The organism is Nocardia arseniciresistens (assembly GCF_046764875.1).
GTDB lineage: Bacteria > Actinomycetota > Actinomycetes > Mycobacteriales > Mycobacteriaceae > Nocardia > Nocardia arseniciresistens.
In genome coordinates this window covers 17,743-33,129 of the sequence record NZ_JBKORD010000014.1, presented here as the reverse complement: position 1 = coordinate 33,129, position 15,387 = coordinate 17,743, and the positions used below count along the sequence as shown (strand labels likewise).

The following is a 15,387-nucleotide window of genomic DNA, read 5'->3' as shown; positions in this document are numbered from 1 at the left end:
TACGGGAGGCTGTCATGAACACCACTCAGCGGGCGCTCGCTGTCGGCCTCGGCGCCGTCCTGCTCCAAGCGCTGATGCTGATCGCATTCGCTTGGCCAGCAGCCAATATCGCGCCGCGTGATGTGCCGCTCGCCGTCACCGGACCACAGGCCGCCATGGTCGCCGACCAGCTCGGCCTGCACAGCCCCGACGCCTTCGATATCTCGAACCCGGCCGACGAGGCCGCCGCCCGCGCGGCCATCGAGGACCGCGAGGTCTACGGCGCGATCGTCACCGGCGGCGGCGCGCCGCGTGTCCTCATCGCCTCCGGCGCGAGCCCTGCGGTCGCCCAGCAGCTCAGCGCGATCGCGCAGCAGCTCTCCGGCGCGCCTGCCGCGCAGGTCGAGGACGTGGTCGCCGCCGACGCCGACGATCCGCGCGGCACCGCGTTCGGAGCGATGGTGTTGCCCCTCGTCATGTCGGGCATCGCTGCGGGCGTACTGCTCACGCTGGTGATTCCGGCGGCCGGCGGCCGGTTGGTCGGCCTGGCGACCTTCAGCTTCGGGGGTGGCCTGCTCAGCATGGCCATCATCCAGGGGTGGATGTCGGTAGTGCCCGGTCCCTACCTCGGACTGGCGGCTGTCGCGGGACTGGTGTCCTTCTCGGTCTCCGGCACGGTCGTCGGTCTGGCCAGCGCTATCGGCAGAGCGGGCATCGGCATCGCAGCGCTGACCATGCTGCTCATCGGCAACCCGTTCTCCGCCGCCACCTCGGCCCCCGAACTGTTGCCGCGGCCATGGGGTGCCATCGGCCAGCTGCTTCCGCCGGGTGCCGCCGCCTCGCTGCTGCGCTCGGTCGCCTACTTCGACGGCGCGGGCGCCACGAAACCCCTTGTCGTCCTGCTGATCTGGGCCGCCGTCGCACTGGCCCTGCTCGGCGTGGGTGCGGTGCGCGGCCGCAACACCGACACCCCGCAGCCGTCCGTCACCGCACCGGAGCCGGTCGCGGCCTGACCCGATCAGAGATCCCGAAGGACCCATCGCTCGGTCCGAATGGCGACAGCGCGAAGGCCACCAATATTCCGTTAGATCGGATGATGGTGGCCTTCGGTTGATCGGGCCGCGGAAATCGGCGGGAAGTTTCCGGCCGTCGGGCGTCTTCACCGAGAAGTAAGCGTGCCACCGGTGACCTCGATGGTCGTCTTCAGATGGTGGTGCGGTCGGCTTTCGCGCAGGAGCGGCAGGTGCCGAAGACTTCCATCGTGTGGCTGACCTCGGTGAAACCGTGTTCGCCCGCGATGGCGTCGGCCCACGCCTCGACGGTAGGACCCTCCACCTCGACGGTGCGTCCACAGTGCCTGCAAACCAGATGGTGATGGTGCCCGGTGGAACACTGGCGATAGACCGATTCGCCGGTGTCGGTGCGCAGCATGTCGACGAGACCGGCGTCGGCGAGTGACTGCAAGGTGCGGTAGACCGTGGTCAGCCCGATGCCCTCACCGCGGCGGCGCAGCTCGTCGTGCAGTTCCTGCGCGGAGCGGAACTCCTCGATATCGCTGAGCAATGCTGCGATCGCACTGCGCTGGCGAGTGCTGCGGATACCGACCGGCTTCTGTGGGAAGACCGTCTTGTCTGACACGAATTACCCTTCCTCGGCGTGCGCGACGGCATCGACGACGATGTGCGCGAGGTGGTCGTCGACCAGTTCGTACAACACCTCGCGGCCCGAACGCTCCCCATGCACGACGCCCGCGGACTTGAGAATGCGCAGATGCTGACTGACAAGCGGCTGAGTCACACCGAGCGCATCGACCAGCTCATGCACACAGCGCGGCGACTCGCGTAGCTGGAGCACAATGGCGATGCGGACGGGGGCCGCCAGGGCGCGTAGCAATTCGCCCGCGTCCTCTAGGACGGTCCGTGCTGGTACCGCGGCGGGCGCGGGCGACCGATACGGGTTGTGTGGATGTGCGGTGGCGATCTCGGCGGTCATCGAACCAACTCCTTATTGGAAAGCGATCCCATTTTGATATGCATAGTTGCGCATGTCAAACAGGCTCGCCGCACCGTGTCGCCTGTGCGGTGGAAATCCCATTGGCCGCTGCCGATAGTGTGGTGACACTTGCAGCGTAGTGACTACGCGATTGCGCCGTCACTACAAATCCGACTCGCAGTGGATGGAGATTTCTCGCGTGGCACCCAAGTCGAAGGTGGACACCGTTGCCAACCTCGCCAAGCGCCGGGGTCTGGTGTACCCGAGTGGTGAGATCTACGGAGGCACCAAATCGGCGTGGGATTACGGTCCACTCGGCGTCGAGCTCAAAGAGAACATCAAACGACAGTGGTGGCGTTCGATGGTCACCGGTCGCGAGGACATCGTCGGCCTCGACTCGTCGGTGATTCTGCCGCGCCAGGTCTGGGTGGCCTCCGGCCACGTCGGCGTGTTCAACGATCCGCTGGTCGAATGCCTCAGCTGCCATCACCGGCACCGGCAGGACCACCTGCAGGAGGCGTACGCCGAGAAGCACAAGATCGATGATCCGGACAGCGTCTCGATGGAAGTCATCGCCTGCCCGAACTGTGGCAACGTCGGCAAGTGGACCGAACCGCGCGACTTCAACATGATGCTGAAGACCTACCTCGGCCCGATCGAGTCCGAGGACGGCATGCACTACCTGCGCCCGGAGACCGCGCAGGGCATCTTCGTCAACTACAAGAACGTGGAAACGACCGCGCGCAAGAAGCCGCCGTTCGGCATCGCGCAGATCGGCAAGAGCTTTCGCAACGAGATCACCCCGGGCAACTTCATCTTCCGCACCCGCGAGTTCGAGCAGATGGAGATGGAATTCTTCGTCAAGCCCGGCGAAGACGAGCAGTGGCATCAGTACTGGATCGACACCAGGCTGGCCTGGTACACCGAGCTCGGCATCGACCCGGAGAACCTGCGACTCTACGAGCATCCGAAGGACAAGCTCTCGCACTACTCGACGCGCACGGTCGATATCGAGTACCGCTTCCGTTTCCAGGGCAGCGAGTGGGGGGAGCTGGAGGGTGTCGCCAACCGCACCGACTTCGATCTGAAGACGCACTCGGAGCACTCCGGCACCGACCTGAGCTTCTTCGATCAGAACACCAACGAGCGCTACACCCCGTACGTCATCGAACCCGCGGCCGGTCTGACCCGCTCGCTGATGGCGTTCCTTGTCGACGCCTACGCCGAGGACGAGGCGCCGAACGCCAAGGGCGGTGTCGACGTTCGCACGGTGCTGCGCCTGGACCGCAGGCTCGCGCCGGTGAAGGCGGCCGTGCTGCCCTTGTCGCGCAACGCGGATCTGACGCCGAAGGCGAAAGACCTTGCCGCCCAGCTGCGTAAGAACTGGAACGTCGAGTTCGACGACGCGGGCGCCATCGGCCGCCGCTACCGTCGCCAGGACGAGATCGGCACCCCGTTCTGCATCACCGTCGACTTCGACACCCTCGACGACCAGGCCGTCACCATCCGCGAGCGTGACTCGATGGCGCAGGAGCGGATCGCCCTCGACAAGGTCGAGGGCTACCTCGCGCAGCACCTGATCGGGTCCTGAGCCCGAGGCGACAACCTCGAGGCCGTCAGCCAGCTGGCGGCCTCGCTCAGGTCGGCCGAGGGTGGCCGGGCCACATTCATCGCGCCGGAGAGAATTTGTATTCGGGCAGCAGGGCAGTGGTTTTCGGAGCCGTGATCCGCTCCAGGCCCGCCAGCGACTCCAGTAGCGGCAACCGGGCGATGGTGTTGCGAACGGCCATGCCGATTCGTGTCCTCGGCACCATCAGGCGCAGATTCGGGCCGATCTTCTGCTTACGATCTACCAACTCACGGTGGGTTTCCTCGTAGCGACGGAAACCGATGCGATGATCGCCGCCCGCGGCTGCCAGCTCACCCGCCAGCCGGTACGCGCCGATCAGCGACAGCTCGGCCCCCGCGCCCGAGGCCGGTGAGGCGCAGTAGGCGGCGTCGCCGACCAGCGCGAGTCGACCGTTCCCCCAGGAGTCCATGCGCACCTGGCTGAGAGCGTCGATGTATAGGTCCGGGTCCGTCAGTGCGCCCGCGAGCAGTTCCGGTATCCGCCAATCGGTTCGGCTCCCGAACGCGTCGGTGAGCAGGCCGCGCTCGGCGGCCGGATCGCGATGGTCGTAGTCGAGCTGCGGGCTGCGGAACACGAAGTACGCCTTGGCTTGGGCGTGATTGCCTGAGCGATAGATGCCGGCCATCGTGCCTGGAGTATTGAACATTGTGATCGACCGATCCTGGCCGAGGGACGCATCGGCGTTGCCGAAAGCGAAGTAGTGATCCATGTGGTGCAGGAATAGCGACTCCGGGCCGAAGGCGCGGCGGCGTACGTTCGAATGTATGCCGTCCGCGCCGATGACCAGGTCGAACCGGCGGACCTCTCGGTGCTCGAAGGTGACGGTGACGCCGTTGTCGTCCTGGTCCATGGACTGAATCGAATCGCCGAAAAGATACTCGACATCGTCGCCGTTGCTCTCGTGCAGAATCCGGACGAGGTCGCCGCGCATGATCTCCACCTCGCCGCTGCCGTGCTTGTCCTGGATGCCGGCCATGTCGATGCGAGCGAGACCGCGATCCTGCGCGTCGACGAACCGCATCGCTGCCACGTCGGCGGCGGCCGCGCGGATCCTCGGCATTACGCCCATCCGTTCGGCGACTTGGATGGCCTGGTCACGGACATCGATGCCCTGTCCGCCTGCGCGCGGCCGCGGCGCACGTTCGACCACGGTCGGCCGGAACCCGTGCCGCGTAAGCCAGTACGCCAGCGTCTGCCCGGCGATGCTGGCGCCCGAGATGAGAATCCGCTCGTTCTGCATGCCCACTCCTACGTCTCATAAATACTGACCACTGGTCAGTAGCGACCATAGGCTCCTGACCGCAGGTCAGTCAAGGGGCTAGAATTGCGCGAATGACCGATGACACCCGCGCTCGGATCCTGCGCGCCGCGCTCGACATGTTCGCCGCACGCGGCTATCACGCCGTCACGGTGCGGGAGATCGCGGAGCATCTCGGTCTGACCAAAACTGCTGTGCTCTATCACTTTCCGAGTAAGAGCGACATCATCCCCGCACTGGCTGAGCCATTGCTCGCCGAGATGGACGCCGTGCTCGCGGCAGCAGAACGCAGGCCTGATCCGGAGAGTGCGCGATGGGCAGTCGTGACCGGACTGCTTGATCTGTGGCTGTCGCACGGTCGACTGCTCCAGATGCACATGCGAGACCAGGCGCTGTCGGCGCACACCGCGACCTTCGGCCGGTTACGGGATGCGGCCATGCGGGCCCAAGAGCTTATCGCGGGTGCCGACCCCGACCTGGCCGCGCGGGTGAATGCCGCGCAGGTCTACGCCGCCCTCAGCGATCCGGTGGTCATCTTCGCCGATCAGCCAGCTGTGGAGTTACGTGCCGCGATTCTCGAGGGTGCGCGTCGGCTGCTCGGTTCGCCTGTGCCCCAAGTAATGTCGGCTGATCCGCCGCCGGCCGCGACGACTCGACGGCTCGCGCAGGACCGGCCTGCCGTTCGCGGTAGGCCGGGCACCATGAGCGGGGAGATGGTGAACGCCGCGCGGAAAATGCGTGCTTCCGGTGCGTACACCGTCGACGACATTGCCGTTGAGCTCGGCGTCTCGCGCGCCACCCTCTACCGACACCTGTCGGCACGCGGTGCGCCGAGCGCCGCGGCGGAATAATTATGAGACTGTTTGTGAGACGCGGACCCGTCGCATGATCTGCTCGCTCAGAGGAAGCGGGTCACCTGCGGGGCCGCCTCGACCAGGTGGCCTGCCTGGATGGGCTCGCCGATCGCCTGTAGCTTCCACGCGGCACCGGCGCGGTAAACCTTCGCGACCACCATGCCGGTGTGCGCGCCGCCCGCACGCAGGTTGCCGCGGACGAGTTCGGCCTTGCTGGTGCCGTCGACCAAGCGCCAGAACGCGTTTCGTACCCGCTGGAAGGTGTGACCGGCGTAGGAGGTGACCACGAAAACCACCGCGGTCACCCGCTGTGGCAGGTCGGTGAGGTGCACGACGATGACTTCGTTGTCGCCCTTGCCTTCGCCGGTGAGGTGGTCGCCTTGGTGGCGCACCGACCCGTCCTGTGAGGACAGCTGACCGTAGAAGGCGGCGTCCACCAGTTGCCGGCCGGAGAACAACAGTGCGGAGGCGTCGAGATCGATGTCGACGTCGCGTGATCCGTGCGGTCCGCGGATCTTGATCGGGTCCCAGCCGAGCGCCATGTTCACCAGCGTGAGCTCGGCGCCGCCCTCCTTGCGTAATGCGACGTCTTGGCCCGCAACGAGTTCGGGGGTGTAGGAGCCGCCGAGCGCCAGTTCGGGAAGCTCCGACGCCGCGGGATGCGCGAAACCATTCGGCGGCGTTTCGGGTGCGGTCACCGGCGGATTGTCGATGGCGACACCGTGACCGGTGGCCAGCGCGGCGAAACCGCTGCGGTAACCCTGGCCCTGTGCGCGGATCTGCCATGCGAGGTCGGATCGGTCCAAATCGAGTACCACTACCGTCGATTCGGCACCCAACTCCTCGATCACATACTCGTACAGGATGTTTCCCTCGGCGTCCGCGATGGAAACTTCGGGTGCGGGGTAGTCGCCGAGCTGGGCGAGTTGATCGTCGAGCGAGACGACGAGCCGGACGTGATCGATCTCCGACGGTATCTCGCGCAGAGCTATAGCCGCAGCGTTCGGTCGATCGGGCAGTAGCCGCACGCCCTGACCGGTGGGCTGGTTGTAGAAGATCAGGTCATCTATGCCGCGGACCCTGCCCTCCGAGGTGAGCAGGAACGCGGACAGATCGATCGCCTCCTGGTGGCGAACCGACACGATGATGTCATCGACGCCGAGCACTTCTGTTTGCCCCTGGGTCAGTTGTGCGGCCATCCGCCGACTCTACGGCGGTGCGCACCTGCTCAAGGACGAACCGATCGGTTGAACCGCCGGGGGAGTCGGGTATCGCCGCGTTCGAGGTCGGCAGCTCCGCGCGCAACTTCGGCAGTTCAGTTCGGCACATCCCAGAAGGCGATTTCGTGCTGCATTCCGGCGAGGAAGAGCTCTTGCGCGCGGGCGGGATCGACGTCGGCCTCATCGATCATCTGCGCGCAGCGGCGAGTCGCCGCCGCGAAGCCGGGATCGGCGTAGGTGTCGATCCAGCGGCGATAGCGAGGCTCGGCCGGTGGGTTGCGTGCGAGGATCGCACCAAGGGTCGAGTAGCCCCACATGCACGGGTACAGCGCGGCGAGGCCCTCGCCATAGTCGGCGGCCGACTCCAGCAGGAACTCCGTATAGGCCACGCACGGAGCACCTTTCGTGGCACCGTCGAGGTCGGCGCCGAACTCGGCGGCCAGTGAACGATGCAGCGACAACTCATCGTGGTAGGTGGCATGGGCCAGATCCACCAGGTCGCCGAGGTGTGCCGCGGGCGCCCGCCAAGCCAGCCGGGAGAACACCCGGACATAGTCGAGCAGGAACAGATAGTCCTGCTCGAGCCAGGACCGGAAGACCTGCTCGGCCAAGTCGCCGTCGCCGATTCCGACGACCGTGGGGTGCGCGAGTTGTTTCTCGACCAGTGGTCGGCCGAGTTCCTCCAGATGTGCCGCGAGACTCATGCTTGCAGTCTCTCGCAGCCTGTGTGGTCTCCGGTTTGCACCCCGGCCACAGTTGCCGCACGCTTGCGATGTGTTGCGGGATGACGACGACGTGGTGCGGATGTTGGCACCGTCGGAACAGCGATTCGTACGTCACGGTACTTACACCGGTCGGTCGGTGTCTGTTGTCGGCGAACTGAATATCGATGCGCTCAGATCGGCTTTCACCGCACTGCAACAGTCCTATCCCGTGATGACCTGCCGGATCGTGCAGGACGCCGCCGGACGCGGCTATCTGCTGAGCCGAGGCCGACGACCGCCGGTCGGCGTGTGGGCGAGCCTCGGCGATCCCGATGCGGTGCGGTTGCCTGCCGGGCCGATCGATCCGGCCGGTCGGCTCGTCTACGTGGACCTCACGCTGTCGGAGGTGGGTCGCTCGCGCATCACGCTGTTCGCCCATCACAGCATCGCGGACGCGGGCCACTGTGTCGAGCTGTTGTCCCGATTGTGGGACCACTACACCGACTTCGTCGAATCCGGAACGACAACTGTTGTGCCGCATGACTATCCGCGTCCGCTGGAGTGGTATGCGGCGGCGCGCGGGGTTTCTCGAAACGAGCGGTCCGGCTTCGAAGCCGTCGCGCGCCCACTCGCCGCGCAGGAGCGGTCGTTTCCCGCCGATCCCGCCGATCCGGCGCCGAGTGCGCTCATGCGGCCACGGCGCGCGGTGCTCGACCAAGCGCCGACCACGCGGATCATCGGACTCGGCCGCCATCGGGGCGTCACGGTCAACGGGCTGGTCACCGCCGCATTGCTGCGCGCGTACGCGGCGGAGAAAGGCGTCGCGAGCAACGAGCTCACCGGCGAACCGGTCCCGGTCGGCTGCCTGTACCCGGTAGATATGCGATCGCGCCTGACCCCGCCGGTCCCCGCCGCCGCGGGAACCAATATGGCGGGCCTGGCCTCCTTCGCCGCCGACGTCGATATCTCGGCAGGAGTCATCCCACTCGCCCGGCAGATCTCATCACGGCTACACCACGACCTGGCCGAAGGCGTCACCCAGCAGTCGGTACTGCACTTCCCGGACTTCTTCGGCCCCACCAGGGTCCACTCCCTCGCCGGGCACGTCGCCGTGACCAACACCGGCGTTGTCCCCACCTTCCGCGTCCCACCGAACATCGAACTCGTCGACTACGAAATCGTCTACCTCTCAGCACATCCGAGACCGACGGCCGGGTCCGGGGCCGTGGTGACCTTCCTCGTCTATACGTTCACCGGCCGCCTCACCGTCGGCCTACTCGGCGGCGGACCCGACGCCGACCGCCTCCTCGCCGCCGTTCGCAAGGAACTGACGGCCTTGTCCGAGGAATCGGTCGGCGGATGAGTTACGCGGTCACCGCGTGCACCCGGTGACAGAAGGCGCTGCACAAGGCAAAGCGGCTGCCTGGTCGACCGGTTGGTGGAGAATGCTGGTTAGCAGGGCACGGGTAGTGATCGAAGGAAGCGGGTGTTCGAACGGTGCGGACTAACGGAGACCGGAGACGCGGTGGCCTCGGTGCCGCGTCGGTCGGCGTGGGGGCGCTCGGCGTCGGCGAAGTGATCGCCGCGGCGCGGGGCGATTCGCTGATCGATGCCATAGGCCGACTGCTGATCGATACCGCGCCGGTTCCTGTTGTCGAGGCCACCGTCGCGCTATCGGGCAGGCACGACAAAGTTGTCACCCGGATCGGTGTCGGTGCCGGAGCGGTCGCGGCCGCTGTCGGCCTCGGCGCCTTGCCCCCGCGAGCACGTACGGTCGCTGTCGCCGGTGTCGGCGCGGGCGCTGTGGCGCTCGGGATGCGGCGGGCGACCCGTTCCGCGACCACCGTCGCGGGTGCGCTCGCGGCCGCGGGTGTGCTCGGTGCCGGGCTGAGCAAGGGCCCGCGCGGGCTGCTCGGCTCGTTCGCGTGGACGAGTGCCGGTGCCGGGCTGTTCGCGGCGGCGCGGGCGCTGCATCGTGACCTGGACCGCAAGCAGGACGAGGCGATCCAGAAGGTCGGTCCGATGGGCAGTCTCGCCGCGGTGCCGCAGGACGGGCTCGAGGACGAGCAGGGGCTCTCGTCGCTGATCACCCGAAACCGTAGTTTCTATGTGGCCGATGTCAACCTGACGCCTCCCCGGATCGACCCGAACCGCTGGCGGCTGGCGGTCACCGGCATGGTCGCGCATCCACTGCGGCTTTCGCTGGCCGAATTGGTCTCCGACGCAGTGGAATTCGATGCGGTCATGGTGTGCGTGCACAACCGCCCCGGCGAGCGGAGGGCCGCCAACGGACGCTGGTTCGGTGTCCCGCTCGCGAAGCTGCTGGAACACGCGATTCCGGAAGCGGGCGCGACCAGGCTGGTGACAAGGGCCGTCGATGGGTACACCATTTCGCTGCCGGTGGAACCATTGCGCTCGGGGCAATGGCCCGGATACCTGGTGGTCGGCGTGAACGGCGAGCCGCTCGCACCGGAGCACGGCTTTCCGGCCCGCGTCTTCGTCCCCGGCCTCTACGGCCAGTACACCGGCGCGAAGTGGCTCGCCGAGCTGCAACTCACCGACGATGACCAGGCCGACTATTGGGTGCGGCGCGGCTGGCCTTCGGAGCTGATCTGGGTCACGCCCCAAGCTCGGATCGACCTCGCCACGCCCGGCCGCGCTGCCGCGGGCACTACCACCATCGCGGGTGTCGCGTGGGCACCGCCGGATGGCGTCTTAGGCGTGGAGATCCGGGTCGACGAGGGGGATTGGCGCCCAGTCGATCTCGGCACCGAATTGGCTCCCGCCGCCTGGCGCCGCTGGCGCACCACGATCGAACTGCCCTCGGGTGAGCACTCCGTGCAGGCTCGGGCGATCGGCCGCTCGGGCGAGATGCAGGACGGCACCGATCGCGCGCCGTTCCCCTCCGGTCCGACCGGCTTCCACACCCTTACCGTCCGGGTCTGAGAGACGGTCCGAGCGGTCACAACTCTGGACGATATCCGTCCAGAGTTGTGCCTTCCGGACTCCCTCGGCCTCCGACGGTCACACCGTGGTGATCGGCTCTTGCAGTTCGGTGACCCATCCGCTCGGATCCTCGGTGTACTCGAGCGTCACCTCGCGGGCGTAGCCTGCCGACTTGTGGCCGTTGGCATCGATCCAGCGGCCCAACGCCTGCCACGGCTCCAGCACGTTGTCCATGCTGCCCCGATGCACCACCGTTGCCGCTCGAGCGACCGCGGGAAGGTCGACCACAGCGAAGTCGTGCGCGGCATCTGGCTCGATATCGACGGGCACGGCGGCGTGCACCAGCACCGAGCCCTCGGCGTTCTCCTCGTAATATGCGATCGCTGGGCCCGCGATCGCGACCCCGGCCTTTTCCAGGCGTGCGCACACCTCCTCGAACAGCGGCCCGACCACGGGGCCGATCGACTGTGGTTCGAAGTCGGTTGCGACGCCGGTCAATTCGGCGACTCGGACCGCGGGAACGGATTTGATGACCACATCATTGGCAGGCATGGCGCCCTCCTTCTCGATGATGCGGAGCCTCGTTTCGACCTGGACCAGCCGGGCGCGATCGCCGATGATCCGCTGCTCCAGTTCCGCGTTGCGCAGCGTGAGCATGCCGCGCAGGGCGGCGCTGTCGACGCGGTCGTCGAGGATCCGGCCCACCTGTTCGAGCGTGAAGCCGAGATCCTTCAGCGCGACAATGCGATTGAGCCGCGCCAACTGCCCGGCCGCGTAGTAGCGATAGCCGCTCGCCGCGTCGACTCGATCCGGCCGTAGCAGTCCGATCGTGTCGTAGTGACGCAGCATGCGGACCGACACCCGTCCGTGTCTTGCGAAGTCTCCGATACTGAACATGACGACTCCCGGTCTATCGCCTCACACGGTGTCAGGGTCAAGCACGCTCTCAGAACCGCCCGCCGCGGCTGGTTCGGCGGGACCCGGAGGAGCCGCCGAAAGAGCCCGCACGGTAGCCGCCCGACCCGGACCTGCTCCCGCCCGCCGCACCGCGCAGCAGCCCGTCGATGAGGATGCCGCCGAGCACCGCCCCGGCCTGCGCCGTGCCCGAAGGCGCCCGGCTGCTCTCCCAGGCTCGGACGCTGGCCTGCGCCTCCTGCAACGCTCGTCCTGCCATATCGGCGGCGGCCTGCGCGTTGGCGAGGGCCTGTGCGGGATCGGTGGCATCGAGTCGCTGGGCGGTGTCGAGATTGCGCTGGGCCTCCGAAAGGCGGGTGCGCGCGTTGGCGTCGACCCCGCCCCGGCGGGTGGTGATGTAGTCGGTCGCCGCGCTGAGCCGGGAGCGGGCGTCGGTCAGCGTCCGTTCCAGCCTGCGCCGCAGGTCCTCGGCGGCTAGTTTGCGATCGGTTGCCGTCGCGTTGACGCGGTCGAGTTCGGCGTCGGCCGCTACCGCGGCATGGAAGGCGTCGAGCGGATCGCTCGACGCGTCGGCCATTGCCTTCGCCACCGCGGCCTCCGCCGCGGCGATAGCAATGACCGACTCCGGACCGCCATAGGACGCAAGGGTTTTCGCTGTGTCGATGTCGGCGCGCAGCTCCTGCAGCGCGGCGGGCAGTCCGTCGGTGGCCTGCTGGATATTCGCGGCCGCATTGTCGACGGCGTCGAGCAGGGTGCGGGCCTGGCCGATAGCCGACTCCGCGGCGCGGATGGCGGCGACCGCGCCGCCCTGCTTGCCGACCGGCTGGGCCAATGCGGCGCGCCCGTTGTCGATGTTCTGTTCCGCGAAGGTGATTCGCTCGCGTGCCATCCTCACGTTGTCGTGGATCGGTGCGAGCACGCTGGCCGGGTAGGTGGTGGTGAGCCGGGCCAGCTCGGTCTCCGAAACCGGTGCGCGCCCGGTGAGTTCGACCATGTCCCTGGTCAGTGCGGCCAGCCGGTCGGCGGCGTTGATGAGCAGGTCGCGCATCGCATCGAACTCCGCGACCTGGGCATCGAGCTCCCGATCGGCGCGCCCGACCGTGCCGATCAGATCGACGAGCATTGTCCGCTGCTGGTCCGGGGTCTCCGGAATGTCGTCGTCGAGTTGCTGGCGGATCGAGAAGGCTTTGGAGGCCGCCGTTTTCGCATGCGTCAACGCGGTGCTGAAGGGCGTGACGGCGGTGGCGCCGAACTCGCCGGTGGCCAGGTCCAACTCCTCGCCGCTGGTTCGGATCGCATTGTCGATCTCGACAAGGACCTCCCGCGACCGCACCTGGAGGACATCGAGCGACAGTGCCCCGAGCGCGACGCTGTTGTCGGGATCCAACTGCCGCGCAGCCCGCAATTCGGCGGTGTTTTTGTCCTTGCGCCGCTTGCGCGAGTACAGCACCAGCCCACCGACGACGAGGGCGATCAACAGCGCGACGATCAGCAGCGTGCGCACGCTGATACCGCCGCTGCCGCGCATGGCCGAATCCAGGCCCGTCGCGGTCGCGATGCCCGCCTCGGCCCATTTGCTCTCACGCAGCGCGGGTTCGACATCGTTGGTGAGCAGGCCATCGAGCTCGGAATCGCTGACACTGCTTGGCAAGACGCCGTAGAGCCAGTAGTCGCGGGTCTGAGTGCCGACGGCAAGCAGCAGGTCCCGCTTGCCGAAACCGGACTGCGTCGCGGTGCGCTCGGCCCACACCTGTGGGCCGAGCCCGTCGAAATCCCGCACGTAGACGATCCACAGGCGAATCTGCTGGTTGCCGTACAACTGGTCCACGGCTGAACGCACATCGTCGAACTGAGCCGGGTCGAGTGCCTCCGCCGTGTCGACCACATAGGTGCCCAACCTGGTCGGTGGCTCGGCCGACCCGGTCGGCGCACCGACCAGCATGACACCCGCGAGCAGCATGGTGATCGCCGCCCACACAGACCAGCGGGCTCGGCGATTCGGCAGCAGCATGGGACGAATCTATCGCGAGCCACCACCTGCCGCAGGCACCCTCGATACCATCGAGGAGTGATCACGATCGATCTCCCGTACACCGGGCATGTGTCTCCGGGATCGAATCCCCAGCAGCGCGACGTCCCCGGTGCCCGCATCGTCAAGATGTCGGTCGGCGGTATGGACAACAATTGCTATCTCGTGCAGTGCACCGCCACCGGCGCGGCCCTGCTCATCGACGCCGCCAATGAACCCGACCGGATCGAGGCGGTGATCGCGCAGGAAGCGCCTGGCCGGGTCGCCCTGATCGTCACAAGCCACCTGCACGCCGACCATTGGATGGCGCTGAAGGACACCGCGGCCGCTATCGGCGCGCCGACCGCCGCCCACCCGCTCGACGCCGATTCCTTGCCTATCCGCCCCGACCGCCTGCTCGACGACGGCGACATCATCGACATCGGTGAGCTGGCCATCGAAGCCATCCACCTGCGCGGGCACACGCCGGGTTCATTGGCGCTCGCCCTCATCGACGATGTCGGCGGCGCCCACCTGTTCACCGCCGATTCTCTGTTCCCCGGCGGTCTCGGTCGCACGACGAACCCGAAGGACTTCGCGTCCCTGCACGCGGATGTCACCGAGAAGATCTTCGACCGATACCCGGACGACGCGATCGTCTATCCGGGTCACGGTGACGACACCACCCTGGGCACCGAACGTCCGCACCTGATCGAGTGGCGCAAACGGGGTTGGTAGCGGGTCCGTTCAGGTGCGCTGCAAGGGCGGCGGGTTGAGACTCTCGAACATTCGCTCGGTGCTTTCGGTGCCGTAGCCGTCCGCGACCTGGCGGTCGACGAGATTCTTGAGCGGGCCGACGATGTCCAGGTCGACGCCCGCGTGGCGGCTGGCCGACACAATCGCGTCGAGAGCGGCCTTGGTGAAGTCGAGAGACTGGAACACCGTGGTGTAGTCGCCGGTGTCGATCTGCGCGCCTGCCACCGGCAGCGAAGCCGTCATCGCACTGAACCAGTCCGCGGCTCGCTTCCCGAAATCCGCTCCGGAGATTCCGACGGTCCGCACCATCGCCGCACCGTGATAGAAGCCCGCGAACATGGTGTACATCCCGGCAAGCAGGGCGAAATCGACCACCGAAGCGGTTCCCGCGTCGGTGCCGAAATATTCGGCGGAGCCGAGCGATTCCCATACCTCGCGGTGTTCGTCGAATACCCGCTGCGATCCGCTGTAGAGGATCGAGGACCCTGGCTGCCCGATCATCGGGGGAGTGGCCATGATGCCGCCGTCGAGGTAGTCGATGCCGTGCTGCCGCGCCCATTCGGCGAGTTCGCGGGCACCCTTCGGTTCGGTGCTCGTCAGGTTCACCAACGACCGACCTGCCAGTTGATCGGCGATCGGGTCGAGCACGTCGTGCACCGATTGATGGTCGAACAGGCACGCAACGACGAGGTCGCCCGCGGCGACCGCTTCGTCGGCGGTTGCCGCGCTCTTCGCCCCTGCCGCAACGAGTTCGGTATCCTTGCCCGGGCTGCGATTCCAGACCGTTGTTCGATACCCGCCTCGCACGAGAGCCGCGGCCAGCGCCTGGCCCATCGCTCCGAGTCCCAGCACCGTCACCGTTGTGCGCGGAGATTCCGCCATGCTGCCCACTCCTCAGTGTTTCCGGGTCAATGTTGTCGAATTGCCTCGTCGGTCCGAGGATCCGGATCCGCCGAGTGATAGAAGGATCGGTGTGGCGCGCCGAAACCAATTCTCACGGCGTACCGCAGCAGCGGCAAGTACCTACTATTTGGTCTGGTACTTACCTATAGGTAAGTATTGGTTCTCTGGTGACGTGACGGCGCGGTCGAGATCCAGCGGTTACCCGAGGCGCATCGACACCAC

General features: G+C 67.0%; 14 protein-coding genes. 6 read left to right on the top strand and 8 right to left on the bottom strand.

Features of this window, described 5'->3' with window-relative positions:
• Positions 1–14 precede the first annotated feature (14 nt).
• Positions 15–992 carry a hypothetical protein gene (locus ACLMAJ_RS24875; protein ID WP_412016239.1) on the top strand — a complete coding sequence of 326 codons (978 nt, stop codon included), beginning with the start codon at positions 15–17 and terminating at the stop codon, positions 990–992.
• A gap of 190 nt (positions 993–1,182) precedes the next feature.
• On the opposite strand, the gene ACLMAJ_RS24870 is transcribed toward ACLMAJ_RS24875, so the two are convergent.
• Complete coding sequence (locus tag ACLMAJ_RS24870) at positions 1,183–1,617, bottom strand: Fur family transcriptional regulator (protein ID WP_412016237.1); 435 nt, start codon at positions 1,615–1,617, stop codon at positions 1,183–1,185.
• A gap of 3 nt (positions 1,618–1,620) precedes the next feature.
• A complete protein-coding gene (locus tag ACLMAJ_RS24865) occupies positions 1,621–1,971 on the bottom strand; it encodes an ArsR/SmtB family transcription factor (protein ID WP_412016236.1) in 351 nt (116 codons plus the stop codon).
• A 199-nt stretch (positions 1,972–2,170) separates the two neighbouring features.
• Here ACLMAJ_RS24865 and ACLMAJ_RS24860 point away from each other — a divergent pair, with 199 nt between their 5' ends.
• Positions 2,171–3,562, top strand: a complete 1,392-nt coding sequence (locus ACLMAJ_RS24860; protein WP_412016235.1) for a glycine--tRNA ligase — start codon at positions 2,171–2,173, stop codon at positions 3,560–3,562.
• A 76-nt stretch (positions 3,563–3,638) separates the two neighbouring features.
• Here ACLMAJ_RS24860 and ACLMAJ_RS24855 read toward each other — a convergent pair whose 3' ends face one another.
• Positions 3,639–4,841 carry an FAD-dependent monooxygenase gene (locus tag ACLMAJ_RS24855; protein ID WP_412016234.1) on the bottom strand — a complete coding sequence of 401 codons (1,203 nt, stop codon included), beginning with the start codon at positions 4,839–4,841 and terminating at the stop codon, positions 3,639–3,641.
• A gap of 92 nt (positions 4,842–4,933) precedes the next feature.
• Here ACLMAJ_RS24855 and ACLMAJ_RS24850 point away from each other — a divergent pair, with 92 nt between their 5' ends.
• Positions 4,934–5,710 (top strand): TetR family transcriptional regulator, encoded by a 777-nt coding sequence (locus ACLMAJ_RS24850; protein WP_412016233.1) that lies wholly within the window; start codon positions 4,934–4,936, stop codon positions 5,708–5,710.
• A gap of 47 nt (positions 5,711–5,757) precedes the next feature.
• On the opposite strand, the gene ACLMAJ_RS24845 is transcribed toward ACLMAJ_RS24850, so the two are convergent.
• Together ACLMAJ_RS24845 and ACLMAJ_RS24840 are read right to left on the bottom strand one after the other, a co-directional pair.
• Entirely contained in the window at positions 5,758–6,912 is a 1,155-nt protein-coding gene (locus tag ACLMAJ_RS24845; RefSeq protein WP_412016232.1) for a TerD family protein, read from the bottom strand.
• Between the two features lie 116 nt (positions 6,913–7,028).
• Positions 7,029–7,637 carry a TenA family protein gene (locus ACLMAJ_RS24840; RefSeq protein WP_412016231.1) on the bottom strand — a complete coding sequence of 203 codons (609 nt, stop codon included), beginning with the start codon at positions 7,635–7,637 and terminating at the stop codon, positions 7,029–7,031.
• A gap of 70 nt (positions 7,638–7,707) precedes the next feature.
• Here ACLMAJ_RS24840 and ACLMAJ_RS24835 point away from each other — a divergent pair, with 70 nt between their 5' ends.
• Both ACLMAJ_RS24835 and ACLMAJ_RS24830 read left to right on the top strand, forming a co-directional pair.
• A complete protein-coding gene (locus tag ACLMAJ_RS24835) occupies positions 7,708–9,000 on the top strand; it encodes a phthiocerol/phthiodiolone dimycocerosyl transferase family protein (protein ID WP_412016230.1) in 1,293 nt (430 codons plus the stop codon).
• A 134-nt stretch (positions 9,001–9,134) separates the two neighbouring features.
• Positions 9,135–10,583, top strand: coding sequence for a molybdopterin-dependent oxidoreductase (locus ACLMAJ_RS24830; protein WP_412016229.1), 1,449 nt, complete (start codon positions 9,135–9,137; stop codon positions 10,581–10,583).
• Between the two features lie 78 nt (positions 10,584–10,661).
• Here the strand turns inward: ACLMAJ_RS24830 and ACLMAJ_RS24825 are convergent, their stop codons facing one another.
• Both ACLMAJ_RS24825 and ACLMAJ_RS24820 read right to left on the bottom strand, forming a co-directional pair.
• On the bottom strand, positions 10,662–11,480 hold the full coding sequence (locus ACLMAJ_RS24825) for a MerR family transcriptional regulator (protein WP_412016228.1): 819 nt from the start codon (positions 11,478–11,480) through the stop codon (positions 10,662–10,664).
• A gap of 49 nt (positions 11,481–11,529) precedes the next feature.
• Positions 11,530–13,509: a TPM domain-containing protein gene (locus ACLMAJ_RS24820; protein WP_412016227.1), complete on the bottom strand. Its 1,980-nt coding sequence runs from the start codon at positions 13,507–13,509 to the stop codon at positions 11,530–11,532.
• Between the two features lie 57 nt (positions 13,510–13,566).
• Between ACLMAJ_RS24820 and ACLMAJ_RS24815 the strand changes: the two genes are divergently transcribed.
• Positions 13,567–14,244: an MBL fold metallo-hydrolase gene (locus tag ACLMAJ_RS24815; protein ID WP_412016226.1), complete on the top strand. Its 678-nt coding sequence runs from the start codon at positions 13,567–13,569 to the stop codon at positions 14,242–14,244.
• Between the two features lie 9 nt (positions 14,245–14,253).
• Here the strand turns inward: ACLMAJ_RS24815 and ACLMAJ_RS24810 are convergent, their stop codons facing one another.
• A complete protein-coding gene (locus ACLMAJ_RS24810; protein WP_412016225.1) occupies positions 14,254–15,144 on the bottom strand; it encodes an NAD(P)-dependent oxidoreductase in 891 nt (296 codons plus the stop codon).
• Positions 15,145–15,387: the final 243 nt, after the last annotated feature.